This is a genomic window from Psychroserpens sp. AS72 (assembly GCF_038900375.1).
Classification (GTDB): domain Bacteria; phylum Bacteroidota; class Bacteroidia; order Flavobacteriales; family Flavobacteriaceae; genus Psychroserpens.
Genome location: NZ_JBBMRC010000005.1, coordinates 98,865 through 119,392, shown reverse-complemented (window position 1 = coordinate 119,392; position 20,528 = coordinate 98,865). Strand labels below are relative to the sequence as shown.

The window sequence follows — 20,528 nt, the reverse complement described above, 5'->3', positions numbered from 1 at the left end:
ACCCATTATAATTTATTTTAGAAACCTCAAAGAAATCAACTTTGAGGTTTTTTTGTACTTTTAACAGACTAACTATAATCAATATGTATCATGGAATTTAATTATTTAGCAATTTTAGTTGCTGCAGTAGTGCCAATGGTTTTAGGCTTCATTTGGTATAATCCAAAAGTTTTTGGATTAGCATGGATGCGAGAGGCAGAGATGACCGAAGCTAAAATGAAAGGTGGTAATATGGCCATCATTTTTGGTGTATCACTTTTGTTTTCACTACTCTTAGCGTTTTTTACCAATTTTTTAGTGATTCATGAATTTGGAGTTTATGGACTAACAGAAGGTAAACTGGATGGTGCAACAACACAAGCTTTTATGGAAGAGTTTCAAGGTAGATGGCGAACATTTAGACATGGTGCTTTGCATGGAGCAATGGCAGGTATTATGTTTGCGCTACCAATAATTGGGATAAATGGGTTGTTTGAGCGTAAAAACTTTAAATATATCTTTATAAATGCAGGTTATTGGATTGTTTGCTTAACAATTATGGGAAGCATAATTTCTGGATGGACTGCATAATTTCTTAAACAATTAACACAATTAGAGGCTGAAAATTGTAATTTTCGGCCTCTAATTTTTATAGTGATACACCATAAATTATACAATTCTGTTAACGATTTACCTGAGTCTTGGGATGCGCTTCCAGTTGATGACCTTTTTCTAAAAACCCCTTTTCTAAGAGCTCTTGAAACTTCTAGTCCTAGTAATATTTCTACTTATTTTCTCGGAGTTTTTTCTTCTACCTCTTCGGCAGACAGGTCGGAAATTTTAGTTGGTATTGCCATTATTCAGCGTGTTGAATTGTACGTTAATGATGTTTTTAGAGAAACATCTAATCCCATTTTTAAGCGCTTCGGAAAAGTACTCATTACAAAGATTGTAAAAGGAAATGCATTAATCGTTGGGAATTTAATGCATACTGGTCAACATGGATTGTACTATAATTCAGAATACCTCACTCAAGATGTGTTTCTAGATACAATTTCAGAAGGATTAAAAACACTATCAAAACAAATTAAAACAACGCACAATAAGAAAATACGCATCATTGCTTTTAAGGACTATTTTGAAGATGATGCAATTCATGGTAGTGAGGCCTATTTCCGTAGAGAACAATTGTATAAAGCACAAGTGCAACCCAACATGATTTTTGATGTAAAAACAGAATGGAAAACGCCTCAAGATTATGTGTCTTCTTTTAATAAAAAATACCGTAGTCGCTATAGAACTGCTCTTAAAAAAAGTAACACTATAGAACGTAAAGAATTGTTTCTTGATGATGTACATTCTCTAAGTGATCAATTATATAAATTATACGAAAATGTCTCTGATAATGCTGGAGTCAACTCGTTTAAACTTTATAAAAACCACTTTTATAATTTAAAATTCGAGCTTAAGGATGACTTTAAATTATTTGGTTACTTTATAGATAATGTACTTGTTGGTTTTTACTCCTTAATCCTAAATTATGACAAGCTAGAAACTTATTTTTTGGGTTATAATCAAAAACTTCAGCATCAACATCAAATGTATCTTAATATGTTATTTGATATGGCTTCTTTTGGGATAGAACATCAATACAAAAAAGTCATTTTTGCAAGAACTGCCATGGAGATTAAGAGTTCTATTGGAGCAAAACCTCACAATATGTATTTGTATTTGAAGCACACTAATAATGTGATTGCAAATACTGTTTTAAAATTGGTGGTAAAATATGCGAACCCAATTAGAGATTGGGATGAACGTCATCCTTTCTAAATGTGAAATTAGAGTTAAACATGAATTCTAATTTTGAAATACAAGTATGAATTTGTAACTTATATGTTCATCAACATCAATATATTATGAACGATACAACAAGAAAAATACTCACAGAGATCTCTACAGTAACAAGAGATATTGAAATGAATTATCCTGAATTACAAAAATATTTAAGCGAGACACAAAGCACATTACCCAAAGGCGATAATCAAAGTGCAACAATCTCTGAAAAAGAGTTAAATTCTTATTTAGAAGAGCTTAAAAAGATGATTTCAGAATACAAAGACAAACATTAATAATAACATATTATTAAATAAAAAAAGTCTTGATGAATTTCAAGACTTTTAAAGTTTTTGTTATAATAGATTATTCATTATTTCGTTTTTTCTTAGCATCTTTCATCGCTTCACCAATTTGATTACTAGCAGTAAAACTAGCGACCATATCATTTAGCATTTGACTTCCTGCTTGAGGAGAATTTGGTAATAATATGAGGTTACTATTGGTTTCCTGACCTAAAGATTGCAAGGTGTCATAATGCTGTGTTACTACGATAAGTGCAGACGCTTCTTGAGAATTAATCCCAACTTTGTTAAGTACTTCTACAGATTCTTCCAAACCACGAGCAATTTCACGTCGTTGATCTGCAATACCTTGACCTTGTAAACGCTTGCTTTCTGCTTCAGCTTTTGCTTTTTCTACAATTAGAATACGAGCAGCATCACCTTCAAATTGTGCAGCCGTTTTTTCTCTATCTGCAGCATTAATCCTGTTCATTGCTGCTTTTACTTGAGCATCTGGATCAATATCTGTAACTAAGGTTTTTATGATGTCAAATCCATAATCTGACATGGCATCATTTAATTCTGCTTTTACAGCTAATGCAATATCGTCTTTTTTAACAAAGACATCATCTAATTTCATTTTTGGGACTTCAGCACGAACCACATCAAATACATAAGATGTAATTTGATCATGAGGATAATCTAATTTATAAAAGGCATCATAAACTTTTGCGCTAATCACACGATATTGAACAGATACTTTTAAACGAACAAAAACATCATCTAAAGTTTTCGTTTCTATGATAACATCTAGTTGTTGAATTTTTAAGCTAAGCTTGCCAGCGACCTTATCAACTAATGGAATTTTAAGCTGTAAACCTGAGTGTCTAATACTTTGAAATTTTCCAAAACGCTCAATAATTGCAGCCGTTTGTTGTTTTACTACGAAGAAAGACGAAATCAAAATGATTAGTCCCAAAAAGAGAATTGGTATGTATACAAAATTTTCCATAGAAGTTTTTTTAATGGTTTGATAAAATAACGAATTACTAAATTAAGTTATATTTGTTCAAATCACACATTGAAATCATGCAAAAAAAGCAATTTATAATATTAGTAGTGTTTTGTTTAGGCTTTATTAGCGTTTCTGTAGCACAACATAGACGATATGCTATTAAAAACGGAATAGGTTTAATAGGAGGATTAACCCAATACGATATCATAACAGATAATTTTACAACCAAAAGTGGTAATGGATTTATTGGTGGAATGGTCGCTACTGTAGATATACCTCATAAATGGTACACGGTTAGTTACGGATTCCAATTTTCGCAAAACTCTCTCGAAATCACTGGAAGACCAAGCTTAACAACCATAACTCAAGAGTCTATAGAATATGATATTAAAATGGCTCAAGTAGCGTTTATGCTACATGTAAAACTATTATCAGATAACTTGACTTTAGATTTAGGTCCGCAATTGCAATTTAATAGCGGATTAGAAATAAAAAATGATAGTCAAAAGAATTTTGTCATTGAGGGATACGACAATTTATTTGCTGAAGATCTTAGTGATATTTCAAAATTCAATGCTAACGGATTAATTGGTGCATCTGCAGGAATAGGGAACTTTAAGCTTCGTGCTACTTACAGCTACGGATTTACTAATATCCTCGGAAAGTTGAATGACCAAGATTTTAACTTAAGTAATGCAGATCGTTTTGAAGGAAACCAAACAATGTTGTCCTTTGCTTTGATGATTACATTTTAATCTTAACTGTTATTTTTGTGGTTGCAGTAATCTCATTCAGGACTTTTTGGTGGAATTAACAATACAAGCAAATCCAAGATTGCGTTTATTCACTCTGTAAACTCTCAATAAGTACATCTAATTCTTTAACCTTTTCTATTGTAGAAGTAATATCATCAGATTTCACGGTTTTTTCTTTAGTAAAACCAATATAGTTTCTCCAACCTTCCGATCTTAATTCACGTCTTTTATGGATTAAAATAAAGAGAGAATCATTATTGAGACGTTCCATTTCTATATTAGGATTTTCTAATTTTAAATTAGGATATAAATCCCTCAATACGTTTTGTGCAATATAAAAATGCCCAATTTTATTAGGATGAACTCCATCTGGAACAAATGTTGAATCCTCTTTAATACCTTTCATATCCATTAAAACATTATTGAGATTATGATTTAAATTAATCACTTTTTGTGATTCGGTAGCTAAACTCAATAACCAATCTGAATACGTTGTTAGTACTTTATTATAATCGTAATAAGGATGCCAATAGGTGTGTTTCTCACCATCATTTGAGATCCGATTTTTTATAGGATCTGGGTCAAACACAGTTGGTGTAAGTAGTATTAATTGCGCATTGCGTTGTTCTACTTTAGATTTTAATTTTAGGATGCCTTTTTTATAAGCTGAAAATCTAAGGCTATCTAATGGTTGATAATTTCCATCATTCATGCCGTAACAAGCTAAAACCAAATCTGGTTTAATCTCGTTAAGTGCTGTATCTAAACGGTTATGTAGGTATGGTCTTGGAAATTCACGACCTAATTCTGTAGTCCCAGAAATCGTTTCTGCAGATAGCCCAATACTAATAATATCTAATTTGCTATTTGGATGCGCTTTCCGAAGATAATATTCCATTATATCAACGTAATGTCCATGTTGAGTGATACTATTTCCTAAAATAAGCACACGTTTGTTATGCAAAGGAAGATTCGTTTTTTCTTCATTTTCACAAGAAGTAATCCATATTAAAAGGAATAAGAATGGATATAGCTTAAACATATTAATTCGTTTTGGTTAAAAGAAAATTATAAGTTAGTAAATCTTAGTAGAATTAAGATTTCATATCAATAAAAAGTTCTTGAATTTTATAACCTATTTTAGAACATGTGTTGTAAACAAAATGAACAACCAAATACAAAAGAAGCCCATGGAACATAAACTGTTACCAAACCTCAATTGATAATGGATTTCAATATTTTTCTAATTTTGAGATATTAAATGATCTATTCGTTTCAACGTTTCCGCTTTTCCAATCATATAAATAATATCAAAAACATCTGGACCTTGTAAAGCACCAACAAGCGCTAAACGTAATGGCATCATCACTTTTCCGAAGCCAATCTCATTAGAAGTAATCCAACCCTTAACTGTAGTTTGTAAATTTTCTACAGTGAAATCTTCAACACTATTAACCAATTCTTTAACCTTAGTTAAAACATCTGCAGTATCCTCTTTAATTGCTTTTTTAGAAGCTTTTTCGTCAAATTCTTGAGGAGACGTAAAGAAGAAATGGCTCAAATCCCAAAAATCACTCACAAAAGTTGCGCGTTCTTTAATTAAGTTGACTACCATTTCAATGTAGTTAATATCGATATCTTTTAACTCTGATCTTAAATTCTGAAATGAAACAGCTAACTCACCATTGTCCTGCTCTTGCATATAATGATGGTTAAACCACTTAATTTTATCTGGATCAAAACGTGCTCCAGCTTTGTTAACACGTTCTAATTCGAAAGCATTAATCAATTCATCTAGATTGAAAATTTCCTGTTCTGTTCCTGGATTCCAACCTAAAAAAGACAAGAAATTAATCATTGCATCAGCAAAATAACCATCTTCCTTATAACCTCTAGACACATCACCAGTTTTTGGATCTGTCCACTCTAAAGGAAACACAGGAAATCCTAATTTATCACCATCACGTTTGCTTAATTTACCTTTTCCTGTTGGTTTTAAAATCAACGGAAGATGAGCAAACTCAGGAGCATCCCAACCAAAAGCATCGTACAATTGATAGTGTAATGCTAATGATGGTAACCATTCTTCACCACGAATCACGTGAGAGATTTCCATTAAATGGTCATCCACGATATTTGCTAAGTGGTAGGTTGGCATTCCGTCACTTTTAAATAATACTTTATCATCCAAAACATTAGTGTCAATCTTAATATCTCCACGAATGATATCTTTTAAGTGCAAAGTTTCATCCTGTGGTGATTTAAAACGAATGACATAATCGTCTCCAGCATCTAATTTTGCTTTTACTTCTTCTTCGGAAAGTGATAATGAATTACTTAATTTGAGTCTATTGTGCCAATTGTAGATAAAGGTTTTTCCTTTGGCTTCATGATCTTTTCTGTGGAAATCTAAAGTTTCGGCAGTATCAAAAGCATAGTAGGCATGACCTTTTTCAATCAATTCATCTGCATATTGCTTGTATAAATGTTTGCGTTCACTTTGACGGTAAGGACCAAATTTTTCGTTTTTACCAACACCTTCGTCAAAAGGAATTCCGCACCAATTTAGAGACTCAACAATATAATCTTCTGCACCTTCAACATAACGATTTTGGTCTGTATCTTCTATACGAAGCACAAACGTACCCTTATGTTTTTTAGCGAATAAATAGTTGAAAAGCGCTGTTCTAACGCCTCCAATATGTAAAGGTCCTGTTGGGCTTGGTGCAAAACGCACACGAACGGGTTTGGTCATGGGTTTGAATTTTAAGACTGTAAAGATAGAATAGAGTAGAAGAAAGAACAAAGAAAATAGAATAAAGACGCATAATATTGGTCTATTCTCTTTTATCTATTTTCTATGCTCTAAGAAATAATCATTTCCTTAGGCACGCGTTTATTCATAATCCCAAACCATAAAGGAGGCACCATTGCTAAAACGACAGATGTTGGATAACCAAATGGCATTTGCGGACTCTCATCATGGCAATCTAATATTTGATATTTTTTAGACGATTTAAAATGATGATCACTATGACGTGTCAATTCATATAAAACAATCCTACCAATAACATGATTAGAATTCCAAGAATGCATTTCTTTTACGCGCTCATATCTACCAGATTTTGTTTTGAGACGCAATAATCCGTAATGTTCAATATAATTAACAGATTCTAAAAGTAGAATTCCTACAATTGCTGCGGAAATTGAAAACAACAACCCAATACTTCCGAAGAATAAAAACACAGTCAGTAAAAACCCAAATTGTAATAAAACATACCAAAACATGTCATTTTTGACCGAAAAGAAGGGCTGATTGTTGTTTTTTAGTAGTTTTTGCTGAATATTCCATGCTTTCGCATATTGTCTAAAAATAGAAGTAAACCAAAAAGAATAAACGGATTGATTGTATCTAGCTGTTGCAGGATCTTCAGGAGTTGCAGCATGCAAATGGTGTCCAAAATTATGTTCAATATAAAAATGCATGTATTGCGCTGGTAATAATAGGGCTTTCCCAAGAAAACGTTCGTTTGTGGATTGTCTGTGACCAAGTTCGTGAGCAACATTAATCCCGTTGACGCCTAAAACGATACCTACAGAAAAGATCATACCAACCAATTCATATGTTTCAACTGGAGTGTTTGTTGCTTCATAAATTCCGAAGAAAACCAAACCGTATACTATTGGTATATTAAGATATAACAACCAATCAAAGATTTTATTCTTTAGTTTATTTTCAACGTCTTCAGACTCTAAATTCTTGTTTTCTACAGGGAAAAGAAGTTCTAGAATAGGAATTATTACAAAAGAAAAAATGACTGTTATAAACACGAATGAACCTTTAAAATATATGCTAATAAATGCAGCAATTGGTATAGAAAATGCAGCAAGATATTTGAGATCTTTCATTGATTACTTAGTTTTAACTAATGTTAAATTTAACATAGCTCTTCGAAATTAACAGAATCTTACCAATTTTAAGCAATTACAGATAAAAATAAATTCTATATTAGTGAGTTATTTAACTATATGGCAGGTAATTTTAAAAATATTCAAGGCAAATTAGAGCAATTTATCAGGCGTTACTATACAAATGAGTTGCTAAAAGGTGCTATCTTATTTTTCGCCATTGGGTTGTTATATCTCATAGGTACATTACTTATTGAGTATTTTTTATGGCTGAGCCCAACAGCAAGAACCATTTTATTTTGGGTATTTATTGCAGTAGAAGTGTCCTTGTTTGCTAAGTTTATCATATTTCCAATAGCAAAGTTATTTAAACTACAAAAAGGAATAGATTATAATGACGCTTCGCAAATTATTGGTAACCATTTCCCAGAAGTCAGTGATAAATTATTGAATGTCCTCCAGCTTAATCAAGACAATTCACAATCTGAACTGTTAGAAGCGAGTATTGAACAAAAATCGGCAGAATTAAGCCCAATTCCGTTCAAATTAGCGGTAAATTTCAGTAAAAACACCAAATATTTAAAATATGCGGCAATTCCAATTGTAATTTTATTATTGTCTTTAGTAACAGGAAAAATCAATTGGTTTAGTGATAGTTATGAGCGTGTAGTTAATTACAATACAGCTTATGAGCCACCAGCACCATTTCAATTTTTTGTAGTCAATGAGAATTTGAAAGCCATAGAAAACAAGGATTTTAAAGTCACAGTTAACACTGCTGGAGACATTATACCAGAGAATGCACAAATTCATTTTAATGAGCAATCTTACTTCATGCAACAAACTGCTCCTGGACAATTTGAGTATGTGTTTTCGCAACCTAAAGAAGCGGTTTCGTTTAGTTTATCGGCAAATGATGTGCTCTCAAAAAATTATACGTTAGATATTATAAAAGTACCAACACTCGTTAATTTTGAAATGGTACTCGATTATCCTGCGTACACCAAAAAGAAAGATGAGGTCTTAAAAAGTACTGGAAATTCTACAATTCCTGAAGGTACAAATGTGACTTGGAATGTTAAGACCAAATCTACCGATGAAGTGGTTTTTTATTCTAAAGATACGGTTGCTTTTGAGCCTATTTCCGACGGAAATTTTAAAGCTTCAAAACGCATCTATAACAATACAGATTATAGTATTAGTACAAGTAATGCAGCATTAAAGGACTACGAGAATTTAGCATTTTCTATCAACATTATTAAGGATAATTATCCCGAAATGAACGTAGAAATGAAAACTGATTCTTTAGATAATCAAACCTTATATTTCTTAGGTCAGGTCAGTGATGACTACGGATTGAGTAAATTACAATTAGTGTATTATCCAAGCAAAACTCCAGACGTAAAGTCGTACGAAGTAATGAACGTTTCAAAATCTAATTTTGATGAGTTTGTGAGCACGTTTCCTAATCAGTTAAATCTAGAAGAAGGTGTAGATTATGAGTTGTATTTTCAGGTGTTTGATAATGATGCTATCCATAATTATAAAAGCTCAAAAAGTTCAATATTTAGTTATAGAAAGTTAACTAAAGATGAAGAAGAACAAAAACAATTAAATGAGCAAAATGAAACGATTAAGGATATTAGCAAAACGTTTGACAAGCTAAAATATCAGGATAAAGAACTAAAAGAATTGTCTAAAACCCAAAAGGAAAAAGAAGAACTTAATTTCAATGATAAAAAGAAATTTGAAAACTTTTTAAAACGACAGAAAGAGCAAGAGCAATTGATGAAAACTTTCAACAAGAAATTGAAAGAGAACATTGAGGAATTTCAAAATGAAGATAAAGAGAAGGATAAATTCAAAGAAGATTTACAAAAACGTTTAGAAGAAAACGAAGACCAACTTAAAAAGGATGAAAAGCTTTTAGATGAGTTGGAGAAAATGAAAGACAAAATCAACAAGGAAGAGTTTACTCAAAAATTAGAAGAGCTAGCAAAGCAGAATAAAAATAAGGAGAAAAGTTTAAAGCAACTTTTAGAATTAACAAAGCGATTTTATGTCGCTAAGAAAACTGAAAAGTTGATGAAAGATTTGGAAAAGTTGGCTGAAGAGCAAGAGAAGCTTTCCGAAGAAAATAAAGACAAGAATACAAAAGAAGAGCAGGAGATGCTTAATGAGAAGTTTGAAGATTTCCAGAAGCAAATGGATGAACTACAAAAAGAAAATAAGGAGCTAAAAAAACCAATGGATTTACCTCAAGATAAACCAACTGAGGAATCTATAAAACAAGATCAAAAAGAAGCTACAGAGGCTTTAGAAGAACAAAAAGAGCAGGACAAGCAAGAAGAAGGAGAACCACAAGAGCCTCAAGAAAAACAGGAGGAACAAGAAAAACAAGAAGGTGAGCAGTCTGATAGTCCACCAGGTCCTCAGCAAGAAGCCAAGAAAAAGCAAAAGCAAGCAGCTAAGAAAATGAAAGAAATGACCCAAAAAATGGGCCAAGCAATGGCAATGGGTGGAGGCGAACAAATGCAAGAAGATATTGATGTGTTACGCCAAATTTTAGATAACCTCGTTTTGTTTTCTTTTGATCAAGAACACTTAATGAATGATTTTAAAAGTATTGAAGTCAATCACAATGAATATGGTAAGTTTTTGAGAAAGCAAAATGACTTAAGAGAACATTTTGAGCATATTGATGATAGCTTATTTTCATTGTCCTTAAGACAACCAGCTATATCAGAGCGAGTTAATTCTCAAATTACTGATGTCTTTTATAATATTGACAAGACTTTAGGTCAATTATCTGAAAATCAGCTATATCAAGGTGTGTCTTCTCAACAATATACCATAACAGCTACCAATGAATTAGCAAGTTTTTTGAGTGACGTGCTTGATAATATGAATCAAGAAATGAATCCTTCAATGGGTAAAGGTAAAGGTCAAGGAGAACAACTTCCAGACATAATTATGAGTCAAGAAGAACTCAATAAACAAATGGAAGAAGGTATGAAGAAAGGTGAAAAAGGAAAGAAACCTAATGAAGGCGAGAAAGGAGAAAGCGGAGAAGGAAAAGAAGGTAAGGAAGGAGAGAAAGGTGGCAAAGATGGAAAGAAAGGAAAAGAAGGAGAACAAAAAGGTGAAGGCGAAGGCGAAGGTAAAGGTGGCGAAGGAGAGGGAGAAGGTGATAGTGAAATGCAAAACGGTGAGCTCTATGAAATCTATCAAAAGCAACAACAATTACGTCAAGCTCTAGAAAAAAGATTAGAAAAAGATGGGATTAGTGATCCTTCTGGTCAAAAACTATTAAAAGACATGGAAGAGGTGGAATTAGATTTAATCAATAAAGGATTCACCAATCAAACGCTTCAAAAAATGATGGATTTACAACATCAATTGCTGAAATTGGAAAACGCCATATTTATGCAAGGACAAGATAATAAGCGTAAATCTGAGACGAATAATAAAGCATACGATAATACGATTCCTAATCAAATACCAAAAGCTAAAGAATATTTTAATACTACTGAAATTTTAAACCGTCAAGCATTACCTTTGCAGCAAGTTTATAAAAAGAAAGTTCAAGAGTATTTTAAGAAAGTCAATGATTAGTTTTAACTACGAAACAGATTTTAAATTAGATGATGAAACTATAATTTCAGAATGGATATCTAATACAATTTCAAAAGAGAATTGCAACGAAGGAGAGATCAATTATATCTTTTGTGATGATGATTATTTGCATCAATTAAATGTTCAATTTCTAGAACATGATACCTTAACTGATATTATTAGTTTTGATTATTCCGTCGGAAAAGAGCTACATGGTGATATTTATATTTCTATTGAAAGAGTGGCTGATAACGCTAAAGATTTCGAGGTAGAATTTTCCGAAGAATTGAAACGTGTTATGATTCATGGGATACTTCATTATTGCGGATTTAAAGATAAAACTGATGATGATGCTAAACTCATGAGAGAAAAGGAAAACTATTATTTAACTGCTCTGAAATAATATATTAATTTCTACGTAGGAAGGAATCTAAATTAGCTCGAGTAGAAGGTTTAGTATTTCAACGTATATTTGCAGACTGAAAAAAAAATTAATCCACATGTTCCACGTGGAACAATACATAAGATTATGTTTAACGAAGTTTATGATGTCATAGTTGTTGGAGCAGGTCACGCAGGAAGTGAAGCTGCTGCATCTGCTGCAAACATGGGAAGCAAAACATTGCTCATTACTATGAATTTGCAAAACATTGCACAAATGTCTTGTAATCCTGCAATGGGTGGAATTGCGAAAGGACAGATCGTAAGAGAAATTGATGCTCTTGGCGGTTATAGCGGAATCGTTAGTGACACGTCTGCTATTCAATTTAAGATGTTGAACAAATCTAAAGGACCTGCTATGTGGAGTCCAAGAGTTCAAAGTGATAGAATGCGCTTTGCTGAAGATTGGAGATTATTGCTAGAGCAAACCAAAAATTTAGATTTCTATCAAGAAATGGTTTCTGGTTTATTAGTAGAAAACCATAAAGTGGTAGGTGTGAAAACATCACTTGGTTTAGAAATTAAAGCAAAAACGGTTGTCTTAACTAATGGAACATTTCTCAATGGATTAATCCATATTGGAGATAAAAATTTTGGAGGAGGAAGAGCAGGTGAAAGAGCTGCAACCGGAATTACAGAACAGCTTATTAATTTAGGTTTTGAATCTGGTAGAATGAAAACAGGAACACCTCCAAGAGTTGATGGTCGTTCTTTAGATTATTCTAAAATGGTAGAACAACCTGGAGATGCACAACCTGAAAAGTTCTCGTATCTTGAGTCTATTAAACCATTGACAGAACAACGTTCTTGTCATATGACTTATACAAGTCCTGAAGTTCATGATTTATTACGTGAAGGCTTTGATCGTTCGCCAATGTTTAATGGTAGAATTCAAAGTACTGGACCAAGATATTGTCCATCAATTGAAGATAAGATAAATCGTTTTGCAGATAAAGATAGACATCAATTATTTGTAGAGCCAGAAGGTTGGAATACCGTTGAAGTTTATGTGAATGGTTTTTCTACATCGTTACCAGAGGATGTTCAATTTAAAGCTTTACGTTCTGTTGTGGGTTTTGAAAAAGTGAAGTTTTTTAGACCTGGTTATGCTATCGAGTATGACTATTTTCCACCAACACAATTAAAGCATACATTAGAAACTAAGTTGGTTGATGGTTTGTTTTTTGCTGGTCAAATTAATGGAACAACCGGATACGAAGAAGCAGCTTCTCAAGGTCTGATGGCTGGAATAAATGCAGCATTAAAAGTTCAAGAAAAAGACGAATTTATATTAAAACGTAATGAAGCTTATATTGGTGTTTTGGTAGATGATTTAATTACAAAAGGTACTGAAGAGCCTTATAGAATGTTTACATCTCGTGCAGAATATAGAACATTATTACGTCAAGATAATGCAGATTTTAGATTAACACCTAAAGGATATGATTTAGGTTTAGCGAGTGAAACGCGTTTACGTAGAATGGAAAAGAAGCAAACAGAGTCTGATAACTTTGTCAACTTTTTTAGAGAGACGAGTGTGTTACCAGAAGAAGCAAATCTTGTTTTAGAATCTAAAAACTCAGCATTAGTAAAACAATCTGATAAGATGTTTAAGTTGTATTCTCGACCAAATATTACTTCTGAAGATATGCGACGTTTTGATGCCGTTGAACAATACATTCAGGAGCATAATTTAGATAGAGAAGTTATTGAACAAACAGAAGTTCAGATTAAATATTCTGGTTATATAAAGAAAGAAAAGAATAATGCAGATAAGTTAAGTAGGTTAGAGGATGTGAAAATTCCTTCAAATTTTGATTACACAAAATTGAAATCTATGAGTACTGAAGCGATTCAAAAGTTAACAAAAATTCAACCTGTAACTATTTCACAAGCATCTAGAATTAGTGGAGTTTCTCCTGCAGATGTTTCTGTGTTGTTAGTTTATATGGGACGATAACTTCGACAAATTCTGCTACCTATTTTCGTTAAGCAGAGCTTTTCGAATCCAAAGGATGTTTCACGTGGAACATCACAAATTTCATTTCTTTTTTATAATTCAAAATGTAACAATAAACGTAGTTGAAATACTTTGTAAATAATAAATTCATGAGTAATAAATCAATCTATTTAAATGTCAAAGATCACTCCGTTTCAGGAGAAGAATTTGAGTTGGTTTATAATAAAGAATTTGATTTCCTTGAAACACATCCACAACCTTCCGAAGATAAATTAGGAGCATATTACGAAAGTGAAGATTATATTTCTCACACAGATGCTAAACGAAATCTGTTTGAAAATCTATATCATTTTATAAAAGGTATTGCATTAAAAAGAAAATTAAAACTCATTAATTCAATTTCCGAAACTTCGGTTTCGCTCAGTACGGGTGAAAAAAAATTACTAGATGTTGGATGTGGTACTGGTGATTTTTTAAAAGTTGCTAAAGATAATAATTGGAATGTTTCTGGAATAGAGCCCAACGAAAATGCAAGAGCAATTGCTAATAAAAAATCTGATGATTCAGTTTTTGATGTTGAACATTTATTAAAATTTAAACCACAGAGTTTTGATGTGATTACGCTTTGGCATGTGTTAGAACATTTACCAAAATTAGAATCTCAGATAGAAATATTTGAATCACTATTAAAACCAAATGGACGATTAGTAATAGCTGTTCCAAATTATAAAAGCTATGATGCTAATCATTATAAAAACTTTTGGGCAGCTTTTGATGTGCCAAGACATTTATGGCATTTTTCTCAAACCTCAATTTCGAGATTGGTAGCAACAAAAAACATGACAGTAGTGAAAACCGAACCTATGATTTTTGATGCATATTATGTATCGCTACTTTCTGAAAAATATAAAAACGGATCAATGAATCCATTTAAAGCATTTTGGATAGGATGGACCTCAAATAGTAAAGCAAAACGTTCTGGAGAGTACTCCTCCATGATTTACATCATTAAAAAGAGCTAAAACGTGTTTTTAGACGATTTAAGCGATGTTCTCCTGTTAACATAAACAAGTATAATGGTATAAATAGTTATTAATTATAAGCCTTGTTTAAACGAATCAATATTAATAGGTTTTAAAAATAGATTTTCAAATTACTATAAATAATTTAAATAGTTGGTTTTTAACATAAATTCAACCACTTTCTTACATTTGCAGAAATAATTAAAAATCAAAAAATGAAAAAAATATTAGGAGCACTTTCAATCGTGCTTGTTTTAGCATCTTGCCAAGAACAGAAAAAAATGGCATTCGTTAATAGATCTGAAGTAATAAATGAATACCAAGAAAAAATTGATGTAGAAGCTAAATTTAAAGCTAGAGAAGATCGTTTCAATAAAAGATCTGATAGTATTGGAAAAGCTTTTCAATTAGAATATCAACAATTTCAAATTGCTTCTTCAAAAATGTCTCAAGCAAAACAACAACAAGAAGGACAAGCTTTTACTCAGAAAAGTCAAATATTACAACAGCAATTACAATTTGAGCAACAGCAATTACAACAAGCTTATGCTACAGAAATGGATTCTGTTATGATGACAATGAAAAGTTTTGTTGAAGATTATGGTAAGAAAAACGGTTACAGTTTTATTTTTGGAACAAGTGATGTTACTACAACTGTAATGTATGGTGAAGAAGTAAATGATATTTCTGACGCAGTTTTAAAAGGACTTAACGATTCTTATAAGAAAGAAGAATAATTGTTATCTCTTAAAATTAATTTAGCCGACAAATTTAGTCGGCTTTTTTTATGCAAAAAAATAAATCATTATGTGTTTTAAGTCACAAGATCAAAACTATAATAGCTAAAATCTAATTACGTTTATACTAAACAGTTAAATTAAGTTAATTGGATTAAAATTAACAACTACTTTTTTCAGTATTTAAGTAACAAATCTAACTTAGTTGCGTCTTTAAACTGAAGTTTGAACGCATAATCAATTCATGAAATCAATCAATCAATCAAAATGAAACACTTTCTTTTAGGCTTTTGCCTATTATTTAGTACTGTAATATTTGCTCAAGAAAAGTATAGTATTAGAGGTACAATCAAAGACTTTAGTAACGGTGAAACACTACTAGGAGCAACAATTTTTTTGAAAGGAACTTCAATTGGAGCAGTAACCAATGAGTACGGTTTCTTCTCTTTAACAGCTCCCAAAGGAAACTATACAGTGATCATTTCTTTTATAGGATATGAGAGTATTACTCAAGAGATCCAATTAGATACCGATCAAACCTTAAATTTTCAACTTAAAGAATCTGCAACTAGTTTAAACGAAGTTGTAATTGTTGCAGAAGAATCAGAGCAAGTAAGTATTAAAAAACCACAAATGAGTGTTTCTAAACTTAATGCTGGTACTATAAAACAAATGCCTGCAGTTTTGGGAGAAGTAGATGTGATAAAATCTATACAAATGCTTCCTGGTGTTACAAATAATGGTGAAGGGTCTGCTGGATTTAATGTTAGAGGAGGAGCTGTAGATCAAAACTTAGTACTTCTAGACGAAGCAATCATCTATAACACCTCACACTTTTTTGGATTTTTCTCTGTATTTAATGCAGATGCTATTAAAGACATTAAGCTTTATAAAGGAGATATACCTGCAAAATTTGGAGGTCGTGTATCCTCAGTTTTAGATGTGAGACAAAAAGATGGAAACAATAAAAACTTCAATATAAATGGAGGTATCGGATTGATATCTAGTAGATTAGCTGTTGAGGGTCCAATAGTAAAAGATAAAGGTTCTTTTTTAATTGCTGGAAGAACGTCTTATGCACACCTAATTATGAAAGGTATTGATGAGCTAAAAGATGATAAAATTTCATTTTATGATTTAAACCTAAAAACCAATTACGAAATAAATAAAAATAACAGAGTTTATTTGTCTGGTTACTTCGGAAGAGATGTGTTTAACATCTCCAAAATTCTAAAAAATAGTTACGGAAATACCACAGCAAACCTACGTTGGAACCATATTTATAATGATAGATTATTTTCAAACCTATCTTTAATATATAGTAAATACGACTATCAAATTATTCTCGATTTTATTGAGTTAGACTGGATTGCAGATATTAAAAACTATAATATAAAGTATGATTTTAAGTACTATTTGAGTGATAAAGTAAAACTCGATTTTGGAGCTAGTGGTATTTCATATAAACTAAATCCTGGAGAAGTTAGACCAACATCAGAATCCTCTCCAATTAACTATTTAAAACTAGATCAAAAACGAGCTTTTGAAGGCGGATTATATGTAAGTGCAGAGCATCAAATTACAGATAAATTAACAGCTCAATACGGATTAAGATACAGTACTTTTTCTAGATTAGGAGGTCAAAATATGACAAACTATATTAATAATCAACCGGTTGTTTATAATAGCCAATTAGCTATTTATGAACGAGGAGAAGTAGAGTCTGAAACCTCTTTTGGTAAAAGCGAAAGCATCAAAAACTATGATAATTTTGAGCCACGATTAGGATTATCATACCAACTTAATGAGGCTTCTTCTATTAAAGCAAGTTATACAAAATCAACACAATATTTACATTTACTATCTAATACTTCATCGGTTACACCTTTAGACGTTTGGACACCTAGTGGAAAATATATCAAGCCGCAACGCTCAACTCAATATGCAATTGGCTACTACAAAAACTTTAATGATAAAGCATATGCGCTAGAGGTTGAAACCTATTTCAAAACCATAGATAATAGAATAGATTACATCGACGGTTCAGATTTAATTGGAAATAATACTATTGAAACCGAAATTTTAAATGGAGAAGCCAGAGCTTACGGTTTAGAAGTTTTACTTCGGAAAAATGAAGGAAAATTTACAGGCTGGCTAGCGTATACGTTATCAAAATCTGAACAACGCACTTTAGGAGGACAAGCAGGAGGACCAGGAATCAATAATGGAAATTGGTACAACACACCTTATGATAGAACGCATGATATTTCCCTAACAGGAATTTATAAACTCAATGATAAATGGAGTCTTAGTTCTAATCTTGTATTTCAAACAGGTCGTCCAGTGACGTATCCTAATGGACAATATAATTACGAAGGGTTTTCTATAGCAACCTATTCAAATAGAAATGAAGACCGTTTACCAGCATACCATAGATTAGATATTTCTGCAACATATACACCAAATAACAAACCAGATAAACGTTGGAAAGGCGAATGGGTTTTTGGTATTTATAATCTCTATAATAGAAGAAATGCAGCCTCAATAACATTTACTCAAAACGATCAAACAGGATTAAATGAAGCCACAAGGCTTTCAATTTTTGGCTTGATCCCTTCAGTAACCTATAATTTTAAATTTTAATAACATGAAAACATTTATAAAAGGCATTGTATTAATATTAGCTGTTTCATTTACATCTTGTGAAGATGTTATAGATTTAGATGTTCCAACAGGACAAACAAGACTTGTTATTGAAGGGTCTTTAGATTGGGAAAAAGGAACGTTAGGCAACAATCAAACCATAAAACTTAGCACATCAACACCTTATTTTGAAACTGCAAATATTCCTGTTGTAACAGGTGCATCAGTAAAAGTGAGAAATGTAGATACTAATGAAGAATTTGTTTTTGCAGATCAAAATGATGGCACATATACCATTTCTAATTTCGTTCCAATTATTGGTAACACGTACAATTTAGAAGTCATTTATAATAATGAAACCTATACAGCCACAGAGACATTAATCGCAGTTCCCGAATTTAATAGCATTACACAATCCATAGATGGAGGCTTTGATGATGAACTGTTAGAAGTGAATGTCTATTTTGACGATCCAGCAGACGAAGACAATTATTACCTTTTTAGCTTCTATGAGCCAGGAGATTTATTTGCTAACGTTGATAATTTCTCTGATGAGTTTTTAAATGGAAATGAGATTTACAACTTTTTTGAAAAAGAAGACGATGAAGATAACGACCAAGCTGCATTTCAACCAGGAGATACAGTAGAAATATCTTGTTATGGAATTTCAGAACAATTTTATAATTTCTCAAGTATAATTATAGAGCAATACTATGGAGGAGGCGACCCTTTTTCTTCAACAGCAGCTGAGGCAAGAGGAAATTGTATCAATGAAACCAATAGCGATAATTATGCCTACGGATATTTTAGAGTAACTGAAGTTGTTAAAGCATCATACACCTTTGAATAAAGTAGATTTTTGTCACCTTGAGCATTACTGAAAAGAAAATATATTTTCTTTGAAAGTAGTTTACGCAGTAAAACGAAAGGTCTTTGAGCTTGATAAGTTTAATGGGTTTCGACCGTGCTCAACCTGACATCAAAATATAAATTAATCCTCTTTTTTATGCAGTAAGCGTGTCAACTTTATAGATAAATCGGTAAGTATAATCTTAGAATTTCCATTACGTTCTATGTGGTAAATGGCGTTTTGAAGTTCTTCGGAAATTTCCATAATATTATTACCGTGAACAAAAGGAGCAAATTTTTCGAGTTTAAACGATGACTTTGGTTCCATAAAAACCAAACTTTCTGCATTATAATTTAAAAGCAATGCTTGACGGAAGAAATCCAAACAAAAATTCAAAAACTGCTTCTGTGTTTCACGACCCGTTTTTGCAATGGTTTCACTCCAAGAAATTAAATCATGAATGGCGCTTTTGTTTCCCTTAGCCTTAAAAGCAGATCTAATCCAAAATACAAACCAATCTTCAAACTGCGTGTCTTCACTATCGCTATACACAGTGTCACAAGCTTTATTATAGTTCCCGTTGGCTTGATGTGCAATTTTTATAGCATCAGGCTCAGGGATTTGATAATTTTTAAGTAAAGCTTCCTTTATAACATCTTCAGCCAATGGCGGAAAATGTAACACTTGACATCGTGATCTAATCGTGTTTATAATTTGTTCTTCATCTTCAGCGATGAGAATAAAAACCGTTTTATTTGGTGGCTCTTCAATAAGTTTTAAAAGCTTATTTGCAGCAGATGTGTTCATTTTTTCTGCCATCCAAATGATCATCACTTTATGACCACCTTCATAAGATTTTAGAGATAAAGCCTTTACAATATCTAATGCTTCATCAACACCAATTTGACCTTGCTTATTGTCAATCCCTAAAATTTTATACCAGTCAAATAAATTCCCGTAAGGTTGATTGTCAACAAGTTGTCGCCATTCCTCCATAAAATGTTTAGACACAGGATGCTTTTTTACCTTGTCTGTTATGGCAACAGGAAATACAAAATGAAGATCAGGATGCGATATGTTTTTGAATTTTAAATTACAGCTTTCATTACCATTAGAATTCTCACCATCCGTGTTTTTGCACAACAAATATTGAGCATAAGCGATTGCCATTGGTAAGGTTCCAGAACCTTCTGGACCAACAAATAATTGCGCATGAGGTATACGTCCAAAATCGGCACTTTTGGTAAGGTGATTTTTGATGTGTTCTTGTCCTAAAATTTCAGAAAATAGCATAAAGCAAATATACTTTTTTATTTAAATCTTTAAATAACTAATCACTGCAAACGTTTTCGTGAAAAAACACCTTTTTTCAGTTGGTTTTATTGGTTACATTTGCCGAAATCATCTTGACTTTTTGTTTTAAACCGAAAAGCATTGCTTTTGTACAGTAATGAAGTTGTTTTTTCTCAGCATAGCATCGCTACG

At 32.1% G+C, this 20,528-nt stretch carries 16 protein-coding genes; 11 read left to right on the top strand and 5 right to left on the bottom strand.

Features of this window, described 5'->3' with window-relative positions:
- Positions 1–90: 90 nt before the first annotated feature.
- From WNY78_RS11155 to WNY78_RS11145, 3 genes are all read left to right on the top strand, one after another.
- Positions 91–570, top strand: a complete 480-nt coding sequence (locus WNY78_RS11155; RefSeq protein ID WP_342873284.1) for a DUF1761 domain-containing protein — start codon at positions 91–93, stop codon at positions 568–570.
- Between the two features lie 63 nt (positions 571–633).
- A complete protein-coding gene (locus tag WNY78_RS11150) occupies positions 634–1,809 on the top strand; it encodes a GNAT family N-acetyltransferase (RefSeq protein ID WP_342873283.1) in 1,176 nt (391 codons plus the stop codon).
- 86 nt (positions 1,810–1,895) lie between these two features.
- A complete protein-coding gene (locus WNY78_RS11145) occupies positions 1,896–2,108 on the top strand; it encodes a hypothetical protein (protein WP_342873282.1) in 213 nt (70 codons plus the stop codon).
- 70 nt (positions 2,109–2,178) lie between these two features.
- On the opposite strand, the gene WNY78_RS11140 is transcribed toward WNY78_RS11145, so the two are convergent.
- Complete coding sequence (locus WNY78_RS11140; protein ID WP_342873281.1) at positions 2,179–3,108, bottom strand: SPFH domain-containing protein; 930 nt, start codon at positions 3,106–3,108, stop codon at positions 2,179–2,181.
- Between the two features lie 77 nt (positions 3,109–3,185).
- On the opposite strand from WNY78_RS11140, the gene WNY78_RS11135 reads away from it, so the two are divergent.
- Complete coding sequence (locus tag WNY78_RS11135; RefSeq protein ID WP_342873280.1) at positions 3,186–3,866, top strand: hypothetical protein; 681 nt, start codon at positions 3,186–3,188, stop codon at positions 3,864–3,866.
- An 85-nt stretch (positions 3,867–3,951) separates the two neighbouring features.
- Here the strand turns inward: WNY78_RS11135 and WNY78_RS11130 are convergent, their stop codons facing one another.
- The 3 genes from WNY78_RS11130 to WNY78_RS11120 all read right to left on the bottom strand — a co-directional run bounded on the left by WNY78_RS11130 (position 3,952) and on the right by WNY78_RS11120 (position 7,775).
- Positions 3,952–4,908 (bottom strand): SGNH/GDSL hydrolase family protein, encoded by a 957-nt coding sequence (locus WNY78_RS11130; protein WP_342873279.1) that lies wholly within the window; start codon positions 4,906–4,908, stop codon positions 3,952–3,954.
- Positions 4,909–5,109: 201 nt separating this feature from the next.
- Positions 5,110–6,621 (bottom strand): glutamate--tRNA ligase, encoded by a 1,512-nt coding sequence (gene gltX / locus WNY78_RS11125; RefSeq protein ID WP_342873278.1) that lies wholly within the window; start codon positions 6,619–6,621, stop codon positions 5,110–5,112.
- 110 nt (positions 6,622–6,731) lie between these two features.
- A complete protein-coding gene (locus WNY78_RS11120) occupies positions 6,732–7,775 on the bottom strand; it encodes an alkane 1-monooxygenase (protein ID WP_342873277.1) in 1,044 nt (347 codons plus the stop codon).
- Positions 7,776–7,895: 120 nt separating this feature from the next.
- Between WNY78_RS11120 and WNY78_RS11115 the strand changes: the two genes are divergently transcribed.
- The 7 genes from WNY78_RS11115 (at position 7,896) to WNY78_RS11085 (ending at position 19,043) form a co-directional block, all read left to right on the top strand.
- Positions 7,896–11,390, top strand: coding sequence for a DUF4175 family protein (locus tag WNY78_RS11115; protein ID WP_342873276.1), 3,495 nt, complete (start codon positions 7,896–7,898; stop codon positions 11,388–11,390).
- Positions 11,383–11,793: an rRNA maturation RNase YbeY gene (gene ybeY, locus WNY78_RS11110; protein ID WP_342873275.1), complete on the top strand. Its 411-nt coding sequence runs from the start codon at positions 11,383–11,385 to the stop codon at positions 11,791–11,793. Before WNY78_RS11115 ends, ybeY begins: the two co-directional genes overlap by 8 nt.
- Before the next feature lie 126 nt (positions 11,794–11,919).
- Entirely contained in the window at positions 11,920–13,791 is a 1,872-nt protein-coding gene (mnmG, locus tag WNY78_RS11105; protein ID WP_342873274.1) for a tRNA uridine-5-carboxymethylaminomethyl(34) synthesis enzyme MnmG, read from the top strand.
- 149 nt (positions 13,792–13,940) lie between these two features.
- A complete protein-coding gene (locus WNY78_RS11100) occupies positions 13,941–14,813 on the top strand; it encodes a class I SAM-dependent methyltransferase (protein WP_342873273.1) in 873 nt (290 codons plus the stop codon).
- 215 nt (positions 14,814–15,028) lie between these two features.
- Positions 15,029–15,550 carry an OmpH family outer membrane protein gene (locus tag WNY78_RS11095; RefSeq protein ID WP_342873272.1) on the top strand — a complete coding sequence of 174 codons (522 nt, stop codon included), beginning with the start codon at positions 15,029–15,031 and terminating at the stop codon, positions 15,548–15,550.
- Positions 15,551–15,817: 267 nt separating this feature from the next.
- Positions 15,818–18,193, top strand: coding sequence for a TonB-dependent receptor (locus tag WNY78_RS11090; protein ID WP_342873271.1), 2,376 nt, complete (start codon positions 15,818–15,820; stop codon positions 18,191–18,193).
- A 4-nt stretch (positions 18,194–18,197) separates the two neighbouring features.
- A complete protein-coding gene (locus tag WNY78_RS11085) occupies positions 18,198–19,043 on the top strand; it encodes a DUF4249 domain-containing protein (RefSeq protein WP_342873270.1) in 846 nt (281 codons plus the stop codon).
- Between the two features lie 141 nt (positions 19,044–19,184).
- Here the strand turns inward: WNY78_RS11085 and WNY78_RS11080 are convergent, their stop codons facing one another.
- A complete protein-coding gene (locus WNY78_RS11080) occupies positions 19,185–20,336 on the bottom strand; it encodes a DNA polymerase III subunit delta' (RefSeq protein ID WP_342873269.1) in 1,152 nt (383 codons plus the stop codon).
- Positions 20,337–20,528: the final 192 nt, after the last annotated feature.